The organism is Hymenobacter lapidarius (assembly GCF_001816145.1).
GTDB classification, from domain to species: domain Bacteria; phylum Bacteroidota; class Bacteroidia; order Cytophagales; family Hymenobacteraceae; genus Hymenobacter; species Hymenobacter lapidarius.
This window is the reverse complement of sequence record NZ_MDZB01000099.1, coordinates 1-20,492: the sequence shown is the minus strand read 5'-3', so window position 1 is coordinate 20,492 and position 20,492 is coordinate 1. Positions and strand designations below refer to the sequence as shown.

14 protein-coding genes and 1 tRNA gene are annotated in these 20,492 nt (G+C 60.9%); 6 read left to right on the top strand and 9 right to left on the bottom strand.

What is annotated here, in order from left to right:
• The first annotated feature begins 39 nt into the window (after positions 1-39).
• Together BEN47_RS09285 and BEN47_RS09280 are read left to right on the top strand one after the other, a co-directional pair.
• Complete coding sequence (locus tag BEN47_RS09285; protein WP_070727565.1) at positions 40-855, top strand: mechanosensitive ion channel family protein; 816 nt, start codon at positions 40-42, stop codon at positions 853-855.
• Between the two features lie 240 nt (positions 856-1,095).
• The gene (locus tag BEN47_RS09280) at positions 1,096-4,314 is read left to right on the top strand and encodes a PAS domain S-box protein (protein ID WP_070727562.1); all 3,219 of its coding nucleotides are present in this window, start codon (positions 1,096-1,098) and stop codon (positions 4,312-4,314) included.
• On the opposite strand, the gene BEN47_RS09275 is transcribed toward BEN47_RS09280, so the two are convergent.
• Together BEN47_RS09275 and BEN47_RS09270 are read right to left on the bottom strand one after the other, a co-directional pair.
• Positions 4,311-5,291 carry an aldo/keto reductase gene (locus tag BEN47_RS09275; RefSeq protein WP_070727558.1) on the bottom strand — a complete coding sequence of 327 codons (981 nt, stop codon included), beginning with the start codon at positions 5,289-5,291 and terminating at the stop codon, positions 4,311-4,313. The two genes, BEN47_RS09280 and BEN47_RS09275, sit on opposite strands and share 4 nt — an antisense overlap.
• A gap of 166 nt (positions 5,292-5,457) precedes the next feature.
• Positions 5,458-5,799 (bottom strand): cupin domain-containing protein, encoded by a 342-nt coding sequence (locus BEN47_RS09270; RefSeq protein WP_070727555.1) that lies wholly within the window; start codon positions 5,797-5,799, stop codon positions 5,458-5,460.
• A gap of 184 nt (positions 5,800-5,983) precedes the next feature.
• Between BEN47_RS09270 and BEN47_RS22025 the strand changes: the two genes are divergently transcribed.
• The 3 genes from BEN47_RS22025 to cysK all read left to right on the top strand — a co-directional run bounded on the left by BEN47_RS22025 (position 5,984) and on the right by cysK (position 7,833).
• Positions 5,984-6,139: a hypothetical protein gene (locus tag BEN47_RS22025; RefSeq protein ID WP_239691548.1), complete on the top strand. Its 156-nt coding sequence runs from the start codon at positions 5,984-5,986 to the stop codon at positions 6,137-6,139.
• A complete protein-coding gene (locus BEN47_RS09265) occupies positions 6,118-6,816 on the top strand; it encodes a serine O-acetyltransferase (protein ID WP_239691554.1) in 699 nt (232 codons plus the stop codon). Before BEN47_RS22025 ends, BEN47_RS09265 begins: the two co-directional genes overlap by 22 nt.
• Positions 6,817-6,909: 93 nt before the next feature.
• Positions 6,910-7,833 carry a cysteine synthase A gene (gene cysK / locus BEN47_RS09260; protein WP_070727550.1) on the top strand — a complete coding sequence of 308 codons (924 nt, stop codon included), beginning with the start codon at positions 6,910-6,912 and terminating at the stop codon, positions 7,831-7,833.
• 93 nt (positions 7,834-7,926) lie between these two features.
• Here cysK and BEN47_RS09255 read toward each other — a convergent pair.
• The 5 genes from BEN47_RS09255 to BEN47_RS09235 form a co-directional block, all read right to left on the bottom strand.
• Positions 7,927-8,000, bottom strand: a tRNA-Ala gene (locus BEN47_RS09255).
• A gap of 184 nt (positions 8,001-8,184) precedes the next feature.
• Positions 8,185-11,694 (bottom strand): TonB-dependent receptor, encoded by a 3,510-nt coding sequence (locus BEN47_RS09250; protein WP_070727546.1) that lies wholly within the window; start codon positions 11,692-11,694, stop codon positions 8,185-8,187.
• A gap of 409 nt (positions 11,695-12,103) precedes the next feature.
• Entirely contained in the window at positions 12,104-12,949 is an 846-nt protein-coding gene (locus tag BEN47_RS09245) for a DUF4397 domain-containing protein (RefSeq protein WP_070727545.1), read from the bottom strand.
• A 33-nt stretch (positions 12,950-12,982) separates the two neighbouring features.
• On the bottom strand, positions 12,983-16,249 hold the full coding sequence (locus BEN47_RS09240) for a TonB-dependent receptor (protein ID WP_070727542.1): 3,267 nt from the start codon (positions 16,247-16,249) through the stop codon (positions 12,983-12,985).
• 144 nt (positions 16,250-16,393) lie between these two features.
• A complete protein-coding gene (locus tag BEN47_RS09235) occupies positions 16,394-16,981 on the bottom strand; it encodes a C40 family peptidase (protein ID WP_070727538.1) in 588 nt (195 codons plus the stop codon).
• A 90-nt stretch (positions 16,982-17,071) separates the two neighbouring features.
• Between BEN47_RS09235 and BEN47_RS09230 the strand changes: the two genes are divergently transcribed.
• On the top strand, positions 17,072-18,490 hold the full coding sequence (locus tag BEN47_RS09230) for an FAD-binding oxidoreductase (RefSeq protein WP_070727535.1): 1,419 nt from the start codon (positions 17,072-17,074) through the stop codon (positions 18,488-18,490).
• An 83-nt stretch (positions 18,491-18,573) separates the two neighbouring features.
• Here BEN47_RS09230 and BEN47_RS22635 read toward each other — a convergent pair whose 3' ends face one another.
• Together BEN47_RS22635 and BEN47_RS22630 are read right to left on the bottom strand one after the other, a co-directional pair.
• Positions 18,574-19,539 (bottom strand): amidase family protein, encoded by a 966-nt coding sequence (locus BEN47_RS22635; RefSeq protein ID WP_317039495.1) that lies wholly within the window; start codon positions 19,537-19,539, stop codon positions 18,574-18,576.
• Positions 19,449-20,216: an amidase family protein gene (locus BEN47_RS22630; RefSeq protein ID WP_317039494.1), complete on the bottom strand. Its 768-nt coding sequence runs from the start codon at positions 20,214-20,216 to the stop codon at positions 19,449-19,451. The genes BEN47_RS22635 and BEN47_RS22630 overlap by 91 nt, the downstream gene beginning before the upstream one ends.
• Positions 20,217-20,492 lie beyond the last annotated feature (276 nt).

The following is a 20,492-nucleotide window of genomic DNA, read 5'->3' as shown; positions in this document are numbered from 1 at the left end:
GTATTTCGTTGAATTTAGTGTTTAATAACCCGTTTTTTTATGGATAAGGTCACCACGTACACCCAGCAGCTGCAAACCCTCGTTGTGCTCTACCTGCCCCGCCTGCTGATGGCGGGCCTGGCTTTGGCGATAGGCTGGTGGCTGATTGGCTGGGCGACGCGGCTGTTGTCGCAAGCCACCAAGCACCTGGATGTTTCGCTGAGCTCCTTCCTGAGGAGCTTGGTCAATATCGTGCTAAAGGCGCTGCTGCTGATATCGGTAGCGGGCATGGTGGGCTTCGAAACCACGTCGTTTGTGGCCATTCTGGGGGCGGCGGGCCTGGCGGTGGGCCTGGCCCTGCAGGGCACGCTGGCCAATTTTGCCGGGGGCGTGCTCATCCTCATCTTCAAGCCCTACGTGGTGGGCGACACCATCGAATCGCAGGGGAAATCGGGGGAGGTGCGGGAAATTCAGATTTTCAATACCATTCTGGCCAACGGGCAGGGCGATACCATTATCCTGCCCAATGGTGCCACCTCCAATAACGTCATTGTGAACAAAACGGCCCAGAACAAGGCCATGGTGGAAGTACTGGCCGAGCTAGACAACACCACCAGCCTCGATGCGCTGCGCGGCTGGGCCGTGCCCCTCATGCAGGCCGACGAGCAGGTGCTGCCAACCCCGGCCCCGCAGGTAGTGGTAACCGCCCTGAAACCCGGCGGCGTGACCGTGGCGTTCCGGGCCTACACGCTGGCCGGCCAGAACGGCGCGGTCCACGGCCGGCTCATCGAGCAGCTGCAGCGCGCTTTTGCCGAGCAGGGCGTGGCCAGCCCGGTTCCCGTGTCGCATAGCTACATCCGAAACATGCCGCAGTAAGATATGCCAGCAAAACGCGGCTTGTTTTGTAGGGCTTCCGCACCAAATTTCACACAGGTGCCACCTGTGCTTGGAAACAAAGATGAAGCACCTGAGCTTCGAGAGTCTGCTGATACCAAAGTGTCATAATAGGCGAAAAACGCAGGTGTTAGTTTTGGTGCGGAAGCCCTACTTGTTTTGTGATGGTACAACAGGGACGTTCACAATGCGTTATCTTGTAGCAAAGAGGAGAAACAGGACATGACCCCAGCCGAGCTACAACATGCCCTGGAGCAGCAGCAGGCCGAGAATGCCGCCTTGCGCGTGGCCCTGGCCAAGGCAACGAGCGCCCCCGGCCCGGCTTCTCCCTTGCCAAACTACCAGCAGCTGGTGCTGCTGATGCAGCAGCTGTGCTCCGCCGTGCTCCTCACCGATGCCAACGGGCGGGTGGCGTGGGCCAACGAAGGATTTTCGACCCTGTGCGGCTTTGAGCTGCACGAGGTGGTGGGGCGGCTGCCCGAGACGTTTCTGCACCCCGACCTGGACGACCCGGCTACGGTGGCTTACATAGAAGCCGGGCTCCGCAACAGGGTCCCTTTTCAATTCGAGGTCCCTAACCCGCGGGCCAGCAACGCCTCCTGCTGGATTCGGGTAAAAGTGCAGCCCGTTGTCAACGAGCAGGGCGAAGCCGTGATGGCCTGCCTGCTGGAAGACATTACGGAGTGGAAAGAAAGCCAGCTCGCCCTCGCCGAGAATGAGCAGCGTTTCCGGGCACTGGCCGAAAACGTGCCGGTGGTGCTCTACGAATGGCGCCAAAACTTTGACGGCACCTTCGGAACCACCTACATGAGTCCGAAGCTGTCCGAGCTGTTTGGTATTCCCGTTACCGACTTCAGCGACGCGCTCAAGTATGCGTACTTCGAGGATATGCCCGCGCTCTGGCAGTCCATCGAGGAAGCCACGCGCACGCAGACGCCGTGGTTCTACGAGGGCCGGGTGGCCGTGCCGGGCCAGCCCCTGCGCTGGATTCGGGGGAGCTCCGTGCTCACGGGCCGCGACGAAACCGGCGTGAACTACAGCGGCATCCTGCAGGACATTACCCCGCTGAGACAGGCGCTGCGGGAAGCCGACCTGCGATGGCGGCTGGCCGTGGAAGGCTTCGGCGATGGCATCTGGGAGCAGAACCTGAGCAACCCGGCGCTGGTGACCTACTCCGCAGACTACAAAGCCATGCTGGGCTACCAGGAAGACGAATTCCCGGATGGCTACGCTTCTTTCGCCTCGCACATCCACCCCGAGGACCTGGCGAGCACCGTGCGTGCCATCAATGCTTGTTTGCGGGGCGATGTAACGCTGCTGGTGGTTGAGTTCCGCATGCGCTGCAAGGATGGCAGCTACAAATGGATACTGAGCCGCGGGCTGGTAACCGAACGCGCCCCCGACGGCGAGCCGCTCATCTTCTCGGGCACGCACACCGATATTTCAGAGCTGAAAAAGGCCCAAGAAGCCCTCGATGCTTCGATGCGGCGCTTGTCCACGGTTATTACCAATTTCCAGGATGGCTTGGTGCTGGAGGACGAAAACCGCCGTATCGTGCTCACCAATGAGGCCTTCTGCAGCCTGCTTGCTGTGCCCACCGCCCCAGCCCAGCTAATCGGCAAAGACGGTGGCTGGCTGACGGAGGGATCCAAGGCCTCTATCAAAAACCCCCAGCAATATGTGGCGCGCATTAAGGAGCTGCTCAAGCAGCGTCAGCCCGTGGTGGGCGACGTGCTAACTCTCCTCGACGGTCGGACGCTTCAGCGGGACTTCGCGCCAATCTTTGACCAGAGCCGCTACATTGGCCACCTGTGGAAATACGCGGATATCACCATCCGCACCCAGGCCAGTGAGGAACTCAAGCGCCGGGAGGAAAAATACCGTGGCATCATCGAAAACATGTCGCTGGGGCTGGTGGAAGCTGATTTGGAGGACCACCTGCTCTACGTCAACCAGAGCTTTTGCAGCATGACGGGCTTCTGCACCGAGGAGCTGATGGGCAGGCAGCTTTCGCCCCTGCTCCTGAGCGGCGAAGACCTGGCGCTGGTCGAGAGCAAGAAGGAACTCCGGCAGCAGGGCATTGCCGATTCCTACGAAATTGCCGTGACCACCAAGAGTGGGGAAATCAAGTGGCTGCTGGTGAGCGCCGCTCCGCTCTACGACGACCACCAGCGGCTGATTGGCTTCATCGGCATTTACCTCGACGTGACGCCCCAAAAACGCCTCGAGGCCAATTTGCGCGAAGCCAAAGGACTGGCCGAAATCAGCTCAAGAGCCAAGCAGGATTTCCTGGCCAACATGAGCCACGAAATCCGCACGCCCATGAACGCCATTCTGGGCATGAGCCAGCTGCTGACCAAAACCGCGCTCGACAGCTCGCAGACCAGCTACCTGCACGCCATCACGGCCTCGGCCGAAAACCTGCTGGTCATCATCAACGACATTCTGGACTTGTCCAAAATAGAGGCCGGGCGCATGGCCATCGAGAAAATCGGCTTCAGCCCCGAGCGCGTGGCCGTGCAAGTCGAAAAAACCCTGGTCTATAAAGCCGAAGAAAAGGGCCTGTGCTTCGAAACGCGCATCGGGCCGGGCGTGCCCCCCGTGCTGCTCGGCGACCCGTACCGCATCACCCAAATCCTGCTCAATCTGGCCGGCAACGCGGTCAAGTTCACAGAAAAGGGCGGTGTCAACGTCTCTTGCGAGCTGGTGCAGCTGCTGGACGAGGGCGAGGCGCTCATTGAATTCATGGTGAAAGACAACGGTATTGGCATCGATGCCGAGTACCTGGCGCAGGTTTTCGAAGATTTCAGCCAGGAAGACTCCTCCGTGTCGCGCAAGTTTGGCGGCACCGGCCTGGGCTTGGGCATCAGCAAAAACCTAGTGGAGTTGTTGGGCGGTACGCTGCGCATCGAGAGCCAGAAAAACAGCGGCACCACCAGCCGCTTCACCCTGTGCCTGCCGGTGGGAACCACGGCCGACGTGCCCCAGAAGGACGAAGCCGACACCAGCAGCCTCCTGCCGGCGCTGCGGGGCAAGCGCATTCTGCTGGTTGAAGACAACGTGTTCAACCGCATGCTGGCCAACATCTTCCTGACCAATGCCGGCATGGAAGTAACCGAAGCCGAAAACGGCCAGGTAGCCGTGACATTGGCCGAAAGCCAGGCGTTTGACCTGATACTGATGGACCTGCAGATGCCCCTGATGAACGGCTACGTGGCCACGGCCATGCTGCGCCAGCAGCTCACGCTCACCGTGCCCATCATCGCCCTCACGGCCAACGCCATCACGGGAGAGCGCGGCAAGTGCCTGGCCGCGGGCATGAACGACTACCTCACCAAGCCGTTTCAGGAGGCGGCGCTGGTGAAACTGGTGCATGACTGGACCGTGGGGCCCCTGAGCCGAGTGCCAGCCTCACCGGAAACGGGGCCGGGCGGCCGCTAGCGGTTCACCAGCTTCAGGGCGCCTTCGCCGTAGCGGGCCCCCACCACCGGGTGGGCCGCCAGCAAGGCCTGCAGCCGGTGGCTTTCGGCCACCGACAGCTCCACTTCCGCAGCAGCGGCGTTCTCATCCAGATACTTCCGGCGTTTGGTGCCCGGAATGGGGATGAGGTGCGCGTCCTGGGCCAGCAGCCACGCCAGCGCCAGCTGCGCCGTACTGATGCCTTTTTCGGTGGCCAGCTGGTGCAGGCCCGCCAGCAGGGTCGTGTTGGCATCGCCCACTTCCTCGCCAAAGCGGGGCATGCTGCGGCGCAGGTCCTTTTCGGCCAGCTGCGGCCCCGGGTTGGTAAGCAGCCCCCGGCCCAGCGGCGAAAAAGGCACTAAACTGATGCCCAGCTCCTGGCAAGCGGGCAGAATTTCGGCCTCCACATCGCGGGTGAAGATGGAATATTCCGACTGCAGCGCCGCGATGGGATGCGTGGCTGCTGCCCGCCGCAACGACGCCGCCGAGGCCTCGGAAAGCCCCAGGTACCGCACTTTGCCGGCCTGCACCAACGCGGCCATGGCGCCCACCATTTCCTCTACGGGCACGGCCGGGTCGATGCGGTGGGCGTAGTAAAGGTCGATGGTCTCGATGCCCAGGCGCTGCAGGCTGGCGTCGCAGGCGGCGGCAATGCGCTCGGGGCGCACGTCCACGGCCGAGCCGCCCTGCCCATCGGCCACAAAGCCGAATTTGGTGGCCAGAAATACCCGCGCGCGGTTTGGCACTAACACCTGTCGCAGCAGCTCCTCGTTGGCCCCAAAGCCGTAGATGTCGGCCGTGTCCCACAGCGTCACCTCCAAATCCAGGGCGTGGTGCAGGGTGGCCAGGGCTTCCTGCTCGTCGCTGGGCCCGTAGGCGTAGTCCGAGGCCATCGACATACAACCCAGGCCCAGGGCCGATACCTGCTGGCCGGTGCGGCCTAGTTCACGTGTTTTCATGCGGTGCGGGAAATCTAGTTGTGAAGAAACGGGACGGCACAAGAACGTCATGCTGAGCGCAGCCGAAGCATCTCTACTGCAATACTAAATTTAATTAGTTGCACGGTAGAGATGCTTCGGCTGCGCTCAGCATGACGTTCGTTTAGTTGCGGATAGCCGTTGGCGACTACTCTTCGTCGCGGCCGTGCACCTGGGCCGGGGGCGAAGTAGCCTCCACCGCCGAAAAGCTTTCCAGAATCTTATAGGTATGCTCGGCGCCTTTGGGAACTACCCAGGAATTGCCCGGCTCCAACACCACTACCTGGCCCGCCAGGTGCAGCTCGGCGCGGCCGCTGAGCACATAGCCCACGGTTTCGTAGGCACTGGTGGAAGGTTCTTTGGGGTCGCCGGGCTGCTCGTTTTCCCACATGCGCATGGCAACGTGCTTGCCGGAGGCGAGGTATTTTTCGCCATCGGCGCCCTTGGGCGAGAAGCGGGAATCAACTTTGGTGATGGTGGTATCGGACATGGTATTGGTTGGGAAAGGAATGAAGAAGTATCTTTTCGGCCAGACTCCGAGCCCGTGAAGCCGCGGAACCAGCGCTTGAGGTAAACGGGCCGTTTGCCTTCACAGTTGTCCATCTGGGCCGAAACCTTCGTTTGCCCACTTGGTTAAGTCCCTCGGTTCTTTCGCCCCCTTTTTTTCTGTTGCCGTGCTTCCCGACTCATTTTCTGCTGAACTGGCCCGCGCCCACGCATCGGTGCCCGATGCCCTGCCTGGCGCCGCCTTTTGCGCTCTGGCCGACGACCTGCTGGCGCTCCTCTTCCCGCACCGCGCCGAGCGCCGCTGGCCACGGCCGACGCCGTAGCGGCCGAGCTGCATCATTTCCGGTCCGAGCTGGCCGCGCTGCTGGCCCTGGTACCGGCCCTGCCTTCGCCGGCCCCCGCGCTGGCCGACGAGTTTACGGCCCAGCTGCCAGCCTTGCGGATGGCCCTGCTGCGCGACGCCAGTGCCATTCTGGCCAGCGACCCCGCTGCCCAGGGCCTGGCCGAAATCATTGGCTCGTACCCCGGCTTCTACGCCACGGCGCTGTACCGGCTGGCTCACGCCCTTCACCAGCGCGGCCTGCCCCGGCTGCCGCGGCTGCTGAGCGAATACGCCCACCAGCGCACCGGCATCGACATTCACCCCGGCGCGCAAATCGACCATTCCTTCTGCATCGACCACGGCACGGGCCTGGTCATTGGCGAAACCGCCATCATCGGGGCCAACGTGCAGATTTACCAGGGCGTCACCCTGGGAGCCCTGAGCGTGACCAAAGGCCTGCAGGGCACCAAGCGGCACCCCACCATCGAAGACCACGTGGTGATTTATGCCGGTGCCACCATTCTGGGGGGCAGCACGCTGGTAGGCGCCCACAGCATCATCGGGGGCAACGTCTGGCTCACCGAAAGCGTACCCTCGCACTCCCGCGTGTACCACCGCGCCCACATTCAGATATCGCGCAGCGTGGACCCGGCCGCGGAGCTGGTTTTTTCCATTTAGCGAGGCGCTTGAGGAGTGAGTGGGGCGTTGCAGCAGCACCGCTAAACGCTTCTCTTCACGCTTCGCCATCACCTCACCTCACCATTTCACCTCATGAAAGCCAATACCATTCTCGACACCATCGGCAACACGCCGCTGGTGCGCCTCAACCGCTTGTTTGCCACCGTTCGGCCCGACATAGAAGTGTGGGTGAAGCTCGAACGCGCCAACCCCGGCGGGTCCATCAAGGACCGGATTGCTTTGTCCATGATTAACCAGGCCGAAGAAGATGGCATTCTGCATAAAGATAGCCTCATTGTGGAGCCCACTTCGGGCAACACCGGCGTGGGCCTGGCCTTGGTAGCCGCCGTGAAAGGCTACAAGCTCACGCTGGTCATGCCCGAGAGCATGAGCATTGAGCGCCGCCGCCTCATGGTAGCCTACGGCGCCAACCTCGAGCTCACGCCCCGCGAAAAAGGCATGAAGGGTGCCATTGAAAAAGCCCAGGAAATTGTGGCCTCCACGCCCGGTGCCTGGATGCCCATGCAGTTCTCCAACCCCGCCAACATCAAGGTGCACGCCGAGACCACGGCTCAGGAAATTCTGCGCGACGCGCCCGAGGGATTTGACTTTCACATCACGGGCGTGGGCACCGGCGGCCACATTACGGCCGTGACGGAAGTGCTTAAGCCCCTGTTTCCAAACATGAAAACCTTCGCCGTGGAGCCCGAAGCTTCGCCCGTCATCAGCGGCGGTGCGCCGGGGCCGCACCCCATCCAGGGCATAGGGGCCGGCTTTATTCCCGAGAACCTACACGTCAGCGTGCTCGATGGCACCATCCAGGTATCGCAGCAGGAGGCCTACGACATGACCCGCCGGGCCGCCCGCGAAGAAGGCATATTCATCGGCGTGTCCTCGGGCGCGTCGCTCGCGGCCATTGCCAAGAAGCTGGTCGATGTGCCCCAAGGCAGCCGCATTCTTACCTTCTGCTACGACACCGGCGAGCGGTACCTGTCGGTAGAAGGCCTGTTCGTGTAACTGTGACGCACGAGGCTGTGTAACGGCCGGGCGCACGACCAAACAAAAAGCCCGACCAGGAAACTGGTCGGGCTTTTTGTTTCACATCGTCAGTGGAGAATATCGGAGTCGAACCGATGACCTCTTGCATGCCATGCAAGCGCTCTAGCCAACTGAGCTAATCCCCCGAGTTTGTGTTTCCCGCCGCGCCTATTGCGCTTTGGTTCGACAAAAGTACGGCCAGTTTGCGGTTTGGCAAGGGTAACACATACTTTATTTTGGCAGAAAGGCGCAAGCGCCAAATAATCAGCCACAAAAAAGAGGGCCGGAATTAATTCCGGCCCTCTTTGGCGTTGCGCTAAGCGGGGGAGCTTAGTTGAAGATGAGGCGCAGGCCCACCTGGCCCTGCCAGCGCGAGCTGAGTCCGCCGGTGTCGTCGCGGAAGGTCTTGGTGAGCTTCTGGCCGGCGTTAACCGTGGCGTCCGCGTTCCGGGTCGGGTTCACGAGGTAAGGGAACTGGAATACCGGCTGGCTCTGGGCGTTGTAGCCAGCAAAGGTGAGCGGGTTGTTGCGGTTGGTCGTCTGGAAAGTGCCCCAGTTGCTGTTAATCAAGTTGCCCACGTTGAAGAGGTCAACGCTCAGCTGCACCGTGCCGCGGTTACTTGCGCCCAGGTCGGTGAAGATGTCCTGCAGCAAGCGCACGTCCAGGGTGTTCTGCCACGGACGGGCACCCCCGTTGCGCTCGGCGTACTCGCCCCGGCGCGTCTTGAGGTAATCGTCCTGGCTGATGTAGTTGTTGAGGTCTTCCCACTGCTGTGCCGCGGTGTAGGTTGAGAAAGTGGTGGTAGTGCCACCGGAGGTAGTGCTGAAGTTAATGTCGCGCAGGTTGATTTCGCTCTGGTTACGGGGCACGTACATCAGGTCGTTCGAAATCTGGTTGTCGCCGTTCATGTCGCCCGCATACACATAGGAGAAACGGCCAGCGGGAGCCGCCTCGTAGAAGAACGAGATGGTGGTGCCCAGGCGGTTCAGGTACTCGCGGCGGTAAGAGCCCGAAAGAATGACGCGGTGCTGCTGCAGGAAGTTGGAGTAGCTCAACGTATTGGAATTCGGGTCGCTCGAAACCGCGCGGTCGCGCCAGATGGACTGAGCAATCGAGCCGCCGTCGTTCACCGAGCGCGAATCAGAATAAGTGTAGGCCGCGCTGGCGAATAACCCCTTGCTGAAGGACTTCTGCAATTGTGCCGTGGCCGCGTACGAATAGCCTTTGTTGACGTTCTTCATCACAATGGCGTCGCTGATGTTAGGCAGCGCGGCAGTGTTGCCGCCCTGGGCCGTGGGTACCGGGCCGTAAATCTGGAAGTTGCGGGTCGTACCCACCAAGCCGGCGTTGGCACCCGTTAGCGGAGCGCCAAACGTGTAGAAGATGGGGCGGGTGTCGGCGCCAGCGGAGCGAGCAAACGGGGTGGCTTCGCTGCCGGGCAGGTTCACGTTCTGGTGGTAAACGGCGTTGACGTCCTTGGTGTAGAACGCCTCGAGCGTACCGATGACGCCGCCGGGCAATTCCTGGTCAACGGCGAGGTTGGTGCGCCATACCTGAGGAAATTTGAAGTCCTTGTCCGTTACGGCCAGGTTGTAGCGAGTGTTGGCCACCGCATTTTGCGGGCGGTAGGCATCTACGCTAGGATTGAAAGGGTAAATGGAAGCGCCGGGATTGGTGCCATTGGGCACTGCGCCAGCGGTGCTGAACGAGCCAAACTGCACGCCGTTATTGCTGGCCTGGTTCGAGAGCCACACGAATGGTACGCGGCCCGTGAAAATGCCCGTGCCGCCACGCAGCTGCGTTTTGCGGTCGTCGTTCACGTCCCAGTTGAAGCCCACGCGGGGCGAGAACAGCACGTTCCTGGCGGGCGTCTGGCCGGTGTTGATTTTAACACCGTCGCGGAAAGTGAGATTGGCTGCGTTGGTGTTTTGCTGCAGGTCCGAAGTCAGGTAGGGCAAGTCGGCGCGCAGGCCAACGATAATGCGCAGGTTGTTGCGCGGCGACCACTCGTCCTGACCGTACAGACCGAACTGGATGGCCTTGATGTCGGCGAAAGGGAAGGCGCCGCCGGGCAGTGCCGAGTACGACAGGTTGTAGCGCTGCGGGCCCGGACGGGTGCCGGTGAGCGGCGCGAAGGTGCCCGCCGTGCGGTTGTAGTCGAAACCGGCCGAGGCGTAAAAGTCTTCGAGCGAGTTGTAGGAGTAGTTGCCGTAGTAGTTGGGCGAGAAACCGTTGCGGAACTCGTAGTACTCGTTGTAGGTGCCCACCGTCACGTTGTGCTTGCCGAGGTAAGCCGTGAAGTTGTCGCCGAACTGGTACACGTCCGAGTTCAGCACGTTGAAGGCCGAAAACGGCTCAAATCCGAACGAAGTAAATGAGTTGTTGGCGTTGATGCTGTTCAAAGCAGGGCCCGTGCTGCGGCCCACGCTGGTTCCAATGTCAACCAGCGGAAAAATGCCCCCGCTGCTCTCGCGGAAGTCGCGGAACGCCGTGAAGCCTGCCGTCATGTTGTTCGAGAACTTGCCACCGCCTAGAGTGCTGTTCAATTCCGCAATGAAGGAGTTCAGGTTGTTATTGATGGTATAGTACGACGACAGGAAGGGCAAGCCGAACTGCGTCTGGGCCCGCTGGTTGTTGATAGCGCCCGACGTGCTTGGGTTGATGTCGCTCAGGGACTTCAGGTAGTTGTACTTGATGTTGAAGCGGTGGTTGTTGTTGATGTTCCAGTCGAGCTTCACCGTGGCTTTTTCGCTATTCGAGCGCAGGCTGTATTTTTCGTACGGACCGGGGTTGTAGCCGTACTCCCGCTGCAGGAAGTCGCTGAGAATGGTGAGGTCGCGGGCGGAAGCGTTCGACACGGTACCGCCTGCGGGCGGGTTCACGCCTTCGTTGCGGTTGGCAGTGAAGTTGCCGCGAGGGGGGTCGTTGCGGCGCTCGCGCTCGGCGTTCACGAACAGGAACAGCTTGTCTTTGATAAGCGGGCCGCCCACGCGGAAGCCGAAGTTGTTCAAGTCAAACTTGGGGTATTCGGATTTGATATCACCCACTTTGTTGCCCACCAGGTCCTGGTTGCGGCCAAAGTAGTAGAGCGAGCCTTGCACCTTGTTGGTGCCCGAACGGGTCACCACGTTGATGCCCGCGCCGGTGAACGAGCCCTGACGCACGTCGAAGGGAGCGATGCTCACCTGAATCTGGTCGATGGCGTCCAGCGAAATGGGCTGCGCACCGGCCTGGCCGCCCACCGTCGGCGACAAGCCGAAAGCGTTGTTAAAAATGGCTCCGTCGATGGTGATGTTGTTGAAAGCGCCGCTGCGGCCGCCGAAGCTTTGGCCGTTGGCTTGGGGCGTGAGACGCGTGAAATCGTTCAACGAGCGGTTCAGGGTGGGCAGGCGCTCGATGGTTTCGCGCTGCACCGTGGTGCTGGCGCCGGTGTGGTCGGCGCTCATAATGGGGTCGCGGCGGCCACCTACCACCACTTCGGCCAGCTCTGTGCTGGTGTCGCTCAATTTCTGGTCGAAGCGCAGGTTCTGGCCCAGCGACAGGTTGAGGCCTTCCCGCGTAAGGTCTTTGTAGCCCACGAAGGTGATGCGAACCGTGTAAGGGCCGCCCACGCGCATGTTCTGGATGTTGAAACGGCCGTCGGAGTTGGTGGGGGCTACGTACTGCGTGTTGGTGGGCGTGTGCACGGCGATGACCGTGGCACCGGGCAGGCCTTCGCCTTTGCTATCGGAAATGACCCCACTCATAGACGCCGTGGTGGCGCCTTGGCTCCAGCCTAACCGGGCAGTGAAGAGCATCAACACCAGCAGGAACAAATGGCGTAAACGTATATTATTCATACAAAAAGATTTGTGAAACGAATGAGCATGAGCAAACTCGGCACAAAGGTAACAGCAAGGTGAGTGCACCAATGTTACCGCAATGTTACTGCTGGGGGCAACGCCTGCTTTCGGCGTTTCGGTAAGGAACAAACGGGTGCATGAATACCCATAGGGCATCAGGCACCTGAATTTATTTCAGCCGGCGTGGTGACTTTTCCACAGGATATATAAAGCTATTTGGCCGTTAACCGAGCGTGCTGCTGCGCCAGTCGAAGCATCTCTCCCCGTCGAGCAAGCGCAGCAGGACGTTCTTTTACGGTTAGACCAACTTCCGGAATAGCTTGAGTGCCTGGGTGAATTCGCAGGCAGGCATAAAAAAAACGGCTGGGAGAAACCCAGCCGTTTTTCAGATAAAATTCCACGTTACTTAGTTGTTGGCAACTATTGAGATGCCAAGCGGAGTGGTGCTGCTGCCGGCGATGCCCCGAACGTACAGGGTATAGATTTTGCCCGCGACCAGCGTGATGTCCTGCTGGGTGCCCACCAGTGGCGTGGCGGCTACGCTGCGAACGTCCAGCTTGTAGGTGCCCGCTGCAACCTCTGTGAAGTTGGCAAAGGTGACTGCAGTAGTGCCCGTGCCGGTAGAAAGGCCCCGGAAAGCACGCGTGGGGGCAGCAGAAAACAGCGGCGCCTGCGTCAGAGAATTAAAAATTCCGTAGGTTGTGCTGCCGCCCGTAGCCGTTGGTGCCAGGTTCACGAAACGAATCTTGGCGTTGGTGGCCACTGCGGGTGCCGCCAGGTTGTCCGTGAGCGTAAGCGTGCGAATGCCGCCCTGGTCCGAAGTGCTTGTAACCGGCGTGGTAAATGGCCGAGTAGGCACGTCGGTCACGAATACGGTGTAGTTGGTGCCGCCCAGGTAAAGGGAGCGTGCTGCCAACGTGCGGGGCGTTGCAGGCGAGGTAGTGGCGTTGGAGGGAACGTTGGCCGGGTCGTTGAACAAGAACAAGCGCTGGCCGGCACTCACGCCCGTGTACGTACCAGCAGCAGTGCCCAGGTAGGGCGCAACAGCCCCGAACGGGCTGCCGTCGACCGTAGTCGTAACGCCCTGCGAGCCCGGTGCAGCATTTACCACCAACACACGCGCCTGGCCCACGCTGGACTCCGTTACCGGAGTGGGGGTAGGGTAATTAGGCTCGTCGCAGCCAACTAAGGCGCCAGCTACCGAAGTAGCCAGCGTTAGTTTGGTGAGGAGCGAAGCAAAGGAAAATTTCATATGGAGATGCGTTTAGCTAAACCTTCTAACTGATTAAAACAAGTAACGGGCGCCAAACTGGGCCTGCCAGCGCGAAGACAACTGGCTAACCTGGTACGCCTTTGTGGCGGTGGGCGTAGTGCCGTTGCCGTAGCTAAACGTGGGGCGGCCAGTGGTGCCGTTTTCCAGACCCTGGTAACGCAGCAAGCCAAAGTTCTGGTTCGCTACGAAGTAGTCACGGCCCCATTCTTTGTTCAACAGGTTGCCGAAGTTGGTCACGTCAGCCGTCAGCTGCAGGGTGTGGGTTTTGCTGCCCACTGTAAAGAAAATGTCCTGCATCAGGCGCACGTCGATGCGGTGCTGCCAAGGGGTGCGGGCACCGTTGCGGGCGGCGTACTCGCCGCGGTTTTCCTTCAGGAATTTGTCGTTCTCGATGAAAGAGTTCAGCTCATTCCAAATCTGGGCAGTGGTCCGACGGTCGTTTACTCCGTCGGTTACCAGCACGATTTCGTTTTGGCTACGCGGAATGTAAATCAGGTCGTTCGAGCTGCCCGATGGGTTGCCACCGTCGTTGTTGATGTCGGTGCCGAAGTAGGTGTAGGAGAAAGGCGTGCCCGACTGCCCGTTGTAGAAGGCCGACAGGGTGGTGGCGAAGTGGCCGGCGTATTCCTTGCGGTAGGAGAACGAGCCAATCACGCGGTGACGCAGGTCGAAGTTGGAGTACGAGAGCGGCAGGTTGTTCGGGCCGGATACGTGGGGGTTGAATTCCCAGGTCGAAACGGCTACCGAACTGGTGCCGGAGTACAGGTCACGCGACTGGCCATAGGTGTAAGCCGACGTGGCGAAGAAACCGTTTTCGAACTGCTTTTTCAGTTCTGCCGTGAGGCTGTACTGGTAGCCTTTGCTGGTGTTGGTCAGCAAAATCACGTTGTTGAAGTCGCGGCTGTTGCGGTAGCGGTTCGGGCCGCCGGTGGCAGGGTTGGTACCAGCGGTGTATACCGGGCGGCCATCGCCCAGCAGCGTGCTGGTGGGGTTGGCCAGGTTGATGTCCTGGGGCAACACGTCGTTCAGGGTCTTCGAATAGATGCCTTCCAGGGTGGCCACCAGGCCAAAAGGCAAGCGGTAGTCCACGGCCAGGTTGGTCCGGAGCAGCTGCGGGTTGCGGAACTCCTTATCCGTTACCGCAATGCTGCCTTTCGAGGCGCGGGCGGGCAGGCGCGACACGGAGTCGGGCACCACCGTGGCCAGGCGCGGGGCCAAAGCCCCGGTACGGTCGAAGTTGGCAAAGTCTACACCGGTACCGCCGTACTGGTTCGAAATCCAAACATAGGCGGGGCGGCCGGTGAAGATGCCTACGCCACCACGGGTCTGGAACGACTGGTCGCCGCGCACGTCCCAGTTGAAGCCCAGACGGGGCGACACCTGCAACCGCGACTTCGGCAGCCGGTCGGTCCGAACGTCGTAGGCCGCACCCTGAGCCGGGCCGGTTTCCACCGCTTTGGCAAAAGTCGAGTCCACGCGGGGGTTGTAGGAAGGATTGTTGAAGTAAGCGGGCAGGTCGAGGCGAAGGCCGGCCGTCAGGCGCAGCTTTTCGGTAACGTTGTATTCGTCCTGGGCATACACGCCAAACTGGGCGGCGCCGAATTTGGCAGTGGGCTTGCCGCCGGGCAAGCTATAGTTTTGGCGGTAGCGGTAGTTGCTGGCATTGCTGCGGCCGGCGAGGAAGCTGGCCAGGTCCGGGAAGTCGTAGCGACCGCCACCGTCGTTCACAAACAGGTTGTCGAAACGGAAAATCTCGTTGTTGGTACCGAAAGTCAGCACGTGCTTGCCGGCGAATACGTTGAAGTTGTCCGTGATTTCGAGGATGTCCTGGTCGAGGCGGTTCCGGGTCGAGCTGCGCTCCGAGCCAGCCACCACGGTGTTTGCACCGAAGTTGATGGTAACAGAAGGGAATAAGCTGCCATTGACGGAGCGCTGGTCGCGAATAGTGGAGTAGCCCAGCAATAGGTTGTTGGCGAAGCGGCTGCCAAAGCGGCTCTTCAATTCCACAACCGTCGAGTTGGTCTTGCTCACAAACCGGTAGCCGTTGTTGCCAAAGCGGAAGTTGTTCTGGGAGCGCGAGAGGTTGTCGTCCGAGGCGTCCACGAAGTTGTGGCGCAACGTGAGCTGGTTGTTCTGGTTGATGTTCCAGTCCAGGCGAGCAAACGCCTTGTTGGAGCGGGTTTCGTTGTTGATTTCGCCGATGCTGCCGGCATCGTAGCCGTACCGCTCGCGCAGCACGCCCGAAATTTGCTGCAATTGGTCCGTATTAACGAAGCTCACAATGCCGGAGCCAACTTCGTTAACGCCATTTACCTGGTTGGCAACGCGGAACAACAGCGGCGCACTGCGGCGGGTGATTTCGCCGTTCACGAAGAAGAACAGCTTGTCTTTAATAACTGGACCGCCGAGGCGGAAGCCGGTCTGGTAGTCTGAGAACTCAGCCAGCTTGGTGCGCTGGCCGGTCAGGGGGTCGGGCGTGGGGCTTTTGCCTGCCGTGTTTTCGTTGCGGCCGAAAACGAAAGCCGAACCCGAGAATTCGTTGGTGCCGGACCGCGTCACGGCGTTGATGCCGCCGCCGCTGAAACGGCCCTGGCGCACATCATAAGGAGCAATAACTACCTGGAATTCCTGAATAGCATCCAGGGAAATGGGCTGGGTACCGGCCTGGCCACCGGGCGTGCCGGAGTTGCCAAGGCCGAACAAGTCGTTGTTGGAAGCACCGTCAATCTGGATGTTGTTGAAACGACCGTTACGGCCCGAAATCGAGTTGCCGTTGGCCTGGGGCGTCAAACGCGTGAAGTCCTGGAAGCTACGCGAAATGGTGGGCAGGCGCTCAATTTGCTCGCGCCGCACGGTGGTAGCAGCGCCCGTGCGGTCGGCGCTCATGGTAGCGTCGCGACGCTGGGTCACGGTTACTTCCGAGAGCTCGGTAGAGGTGTCGCTCAATTTCTGGTCGAAGCGGAAGTTCTGACCCAGAGCCAGGTTGATGCCTTCCCGCGTAAGGTCTTTGTAGCCCACAAACGTGACGCGAACCGTGTAGGGCCCACCCACGCGCATGTTCTGGATGTTGAAACGGCCGTCGGAGTTGGTGGGGGCTACGTACTGCGTGTTGGTGGGCGTGTGCACGGCGATGACCGTGGCACCGGGCAGGCCTTCGCCTTTGCTATCGGAAATGACCCCGCTCATGGCGGCGGTGGTCACACCCTGAGCCCAGCCAAGGTGAGCAGTGAAGAGCATCAACACCAACAAAAACAAGTGGCGTAAACGTGAATTATTCATACAAACAGGAATTGGTGGAAATGGTGAGCTGGGGAAAACGCAAGTCAGAAAAACAGTTGAAGAAACAACTTCACCTTCAGTGACCTTGCTATTAATTAGTTGATGACACGGGTCTGTCTACTCCGCAAAGGTAGCAGGCTTATTTCACAATTGAGGCCGTACAGCCCGAATAAATCGACTCAGGTAATAGTCGGATTCCAAGCTGTTTTCGATGACTCCCAGGGAAGTGGAGGCATGAATAAAGTCCACCCCTTCGTCGTCGACCACCGTTACCAGTCCCACGTGCGTGATGGTACGGCTGCCCGGCGAAGCCCCAAAAAACACCAAGTCCCCGGGTCTCAATTCCGAGGTTCGCACCGGCGAGCCCCACACGGCTTGCTCGTTGGAGGAGCGCGGAATGCTGATGCCAGCCTCGCCAAACGAGAGCTGCAGCAGCCCCGAGCAGTCGAGGCCCAGGCGGGTGGTGCCGCCGTAGCGGTAGGGCGTGCCCTGGTAGGACCGGGCCGTTTCTATCACCGAGGCTAGCGCCCCGGTAGCGCTGCCGTCGCGGAGCGGGCGCCGGGTCACGGTTTTGGCCTTGCCGCCGCTGGGTGTTTTGCCCACGGTTTTGGTTTTGCCCACGGGCCGGGCGGCGTAGCGCCCCCCTTTTTTCAGGCGCACCATTTCGCGGGCCGTGCGGTACTTGCCGTCGCGGTAATTGAGCTTCTGCTGGCAGCCGGCTAGCCAGAGCAAAGCCAGCAGCAGTAGCGGTAGTATCTTCGTTGTCACCCTCCCCATTGGCTGCAAATATAGTTTACGCGGCCTGCCTAAGTTTATCCGCCGATGCCGTTCAACGCCCTGACCTCCGAATTAATTGTCGCGTTTGAGGCAATAGTGGGCCCTGCCCACGTGCTCACTGCTCAGCGCGCCGAGGCCGCTGCTACCGCCGAAGTGTACGCCGACTACGGCCGCGACCACACCGAGGACCTGCACTACGCCCCCGACGTGGTGCTGCGCCCCGCCAACGCCGACGAAATCAGCCAGATTATGCGCCTGTGCCACGAGCACCGCGTTCCGGTCACGCCCCGCGGCGCGGGCACGGGCCTGAGCGGCGGCGCCTTGCCCGTGCACCACGGCGTGGTACTGAGCACCGAGCGGCTCAATAAAATCATTCAGATTGACGAGCGCAACCTGCAAGCCACCGTGGAGCCGGGCGTGGTGAACGAGGCGTTCCAGAACGCCGTGAAAGAAGTGGGCCTGTTTTACCCGCCCGACCCGGCCAGCAAGGGCAGCTGCTTTCTGGGCGGCAACCTGGCCCACAGCAGCGGCGGCCCCAAGGCCGTGAAATACGGCACCACCAAAGACTACGTGCTGAACCTGCAGGTGGTGCTGCCCACCGGCGATATTATCTGGACCGCCGCCAATACCCTCAAAAACTCCACCGGCTACAACCTCACGCAGCTCATGGTGGGCTCCGAGGGCACGCTCGGCATCATTACCAAAGTGGTGTTCCGGCTGCTGCCCTACCCGCAGCATACCATTCTGATGCTGGTGCCCTTCCGGCAGGAAGCCCAGGCCGCCGAGGCCGTGTCGGCGGTGTTTCGGGCGGGCATTATCCCTTCGGGCATGGAGTTTATGGAGCGCATTGCCATGGAATGGTCGGCGCGCTACCTGGGCATCCCGCTCACGGTGCCCGAAGACGTGCGCGCCCACCTGCTCATCGAGCTCGACGGCCAGGACCTGGACCAGCTTTATAAGGAAGCCGAGCAGGTGTACGCCGTGCTGGATAATTACAACGTGGGCGAGATTTTGCTGGCCGACACCGCCGCCCAGAAGGACGAGCTCTGGCGCATTCGCCGCAACATCGGCAACGCCGTGAAAAGCGCCGTGTATAAGGAGGAGGACACCGTGGTGCCCCGCGCCGAGTTGGGCACCCTGCTGGCCGGGGTGAAGGAGATAGGCGCCCGCTACGGCTTCCAGAGTGTGTGCTACGGGCACGTGGGCGACGGCAACCTGCACGTCAACATCATTCGCGGCAACCTGAGCGACGAGATGTGGAACGTGGGGCTGCGCGAGCCCATCAGCGAGATTTTCCGCCTGTGCGTGAAGCTGGGCGGCACCATTTCCGGCGAGCACGGCATTGGCCTGGTACAAAAAGGTTACATCGGCATCGCCCTGGCCGAAACCAACCTGAATCTGATGCGCGGCATCAAAAACGTGTTTGACCCGCACGGGATTTTGAACCCGGGCAAGATATTCTGAGGTGCGTTTGAAAACGCCTGTCATCCTTATCTGGCGTCCGCGCAGCGAAGGATGACAGGCGTTTTTTTGTTAGGTCAAGGGCCTTATCCCGCCACCGTGGGCAAAAACTTCGGCGCCATGCGCTTACGGCTGGCTTGCTCGTACGCGTAGCCCAGGGCCAGCAGCCGACCCTCTTCATACGCCGGGCCCACAAACGACAGGCCTACCGGCAGCCCCAGCACCTGCCCCATGGGCACGGTGAGGTGCGGGTAGCCCGCCATGGCAGCCGGCGACGAAAACCCGATGCCGGTAGAGTAGTCGCCATTGACCCAGTCGATGCACCAGGCCGGGCCAGTGGTCACGCCCACAATGGCCGTGAGCTGGTTGTCGCGCAGCACGCTGTTCAGGGCCTTGCGGGCGCCGGCTACCGTTTTCTGCACCGCGGCCTTGTACTTGGCGCTGTCCAGGCCATCGGTTTTTTCGGCATCGACCAGAATTTCCTGCTGGAAGTAAGGCATGGCCTCTGCTTCGTGGGCTTTGTTGAAAGCAATAACTTCTGCCAGGTTGCGCACGGTGGCCCCGGCACTGGCCAGATACTTGTTCACGCCGTCCTTAAACTCATAGAGCAGCACCTCAAACTCGGCCTCGCCCAGCGGGTCGGTCTGTTTCAGCAGCTCTACTTCTACGATGGTCGCGCCCTGGGCCTTGAGCACGGCAACGGCGGCTTTGAACAGCGCCGCCACGGCCGGCGGGCCATTGAGGTGCGACTTTTCCACGCCCAGGCGCTGGCCTTTCAGCGCGTCGGCTTTAAGAAACGGGGTGTAGTCGGCGGGAATAGGAGCGGAGTTGACGAGCTGGGCCGGGTCGGCGGGGTCGGGGCCCTGCAGCGCGCCGAGCAAAATGGCTGCGTCGCGCACGGTGCGGGTCATGGGGCCGGCCGTGTCCTGGGTGCTGGAAATGGGGATAATGCCGCTGCGGCTCAACAGGCCCACCGTGGGCTTGAGGCCCACCAGCCCGTTGCAGGACGCGGGCGACACCACCGACCCGTCCGTTTCGGTGCCAATGGCCACGGCGCACAGGTTGGCCGAGGCGCCGCGCCCGAGCCGGAGCTGGAGCCGCTGGTGTTGCGGTCCAGCGCATACGGGTTGCGGCTCTGGCGGCCACGGCTGCTCCAGCCGCTCACCGAGCGCGTGGACCGGAAGTTGGCCCACTCGCTCAGGTTGGTTTTGCCCAGGAGCACGGCCCCGGCAGCCCGCAGCTTCTGCACAATGAAAGCATCCTGCTTGGCCTTGTGCCCGGACAGGGCCAGGGCGCCGGCCGTGGTCATCATCTGGTCGCCGCTGTCAATATTGTCTTTAATCAGCACCGGAATACCGTGCATTGGGCCGCGCACCTTGCCCGCTTTGCGCTCCTTGTCCAGCTCGTCGGCAATCTTCAGCGCATCGGGGTTGGTCTCGATGACGGCCCGGAGCATTGGCCCCTGTTCGTTCACTTCCTTGATGCGGGCCAGGTATTTTTCGCTCAGGCTGCGGGCGGTTTCGGTGCCCTTGGCCATGCGGTCCTGTAGTTCCGTCACCGTGGCCTCGTGCAGGGCAAAGGCCGAGCCATCGTCCGAGCCGGCTGTGGTGGGCGGCGCAGCCGCTTCACCCTTAGTATTCTCAGTGGTGGGTTGGCAGGCTGCCATGGGCAGTAGCGCGGTGGTGAGGGCGGCCAAGGTGCCGCGATTCAGAAAAAGACGACGGTCCATCAGAAATATGTGGAATAGGGGAGGGGGCTGGGAGCCAGTGAGCAATGATACTACCAGTGGACTGATGCATACCCTCACCCCCCGACCCCTCTCCAAAAAAGAGGGGGCACCAGTTAAGAACAAAATCAAAAAGGCCACTGCTTTTGCAGTGGCCTTTCTGTATAGGTGATGTCCTTTTAGGACGCGTGAACAATTAAAGTAGCTTTGAAGATGCAAAAAGACCGCACATTACTCACTGACGCGCACTGGCAACGCCTTTCACCGCTCTTACCGGGC

What these genes read in the sequence shown, in the direction of transcription:
- BEN47_RS09240 (WP_070727542.1), bottom strand. Translation starts at nt 16,249, where the DNA reads ATGAATAATTCACGTTTACGCCACTTGTTTTTGTTGGTGTTGATGCTC.
- BEN47_RS09280 (WP_070727562.1), top strand. Translation starts at nt 1,096, where the DNA reads ATGACCCCAGCCGAGCTACAACATGCCCTGGAGCAGCAGCAGGCCGAG.
- BEN47_RS22630 (WP_317039494.1), bottom strand. Translation starts at nt 20,216, where the DNA reads ATGGACCGTCGTCTTTTTCTGAATCGCGGCACCTTGGCCGCCCTCACC.
- BEN47_RS09245 (WP_070727545.1), bottom strand. Translation starts at nt 12,949, where the DNA reads ATGAAATTTTCCTTTGCTTCGCTCCTCACCAAACTAACGCTGGCTACT.
- BEN47_RS09270 (WP_070727555.1), bottom strand. Translation starts at nt 5,799, where the DNA reads ATGTCCGATACCACCATCACCAAAGTTGATTCCCGCTTCTCGCCCAAG.
- BEN47_RS09230 (WP_070727535.1), top strand. Translation starts at nt 17,072, where the DNA reads ATGCCGTTCAACGCCCTGACCTCCGAATTAATTGTCGCGTTTGAGGCA.
- BEN47_RS09275 (WP_070727558.1), bottom strand. Translation starts at nt 5,291, where the DNA reads ATGAAAACACGTGAACTAGGCCGCACCGGCCAGCAGGTATCGGCCCTG.
- BEN47_RS09285 (WP_070727565.1), top strand. Translation starts at nt 40, where the DNA reads ATGGATAAGGTCACCACGTACACCCAGCAGCTGCAAACCCTCGTTGTG.
- cysK (WP_070727550.1), top strand. Translation starts at nt 6,910, where the DNA reads ATGAAAGCCAATACCATTCTCGACACCATCGGCAACACGCCGCTGGTG.
- BEN47_RS09250 (WP_070727546.1), bottom strand. Translation starts at nt 11,694, where the DNA reads ATGAATAATATACGTTTACGCCATTTGTTCCTGCTGGTGTTGATGCTC.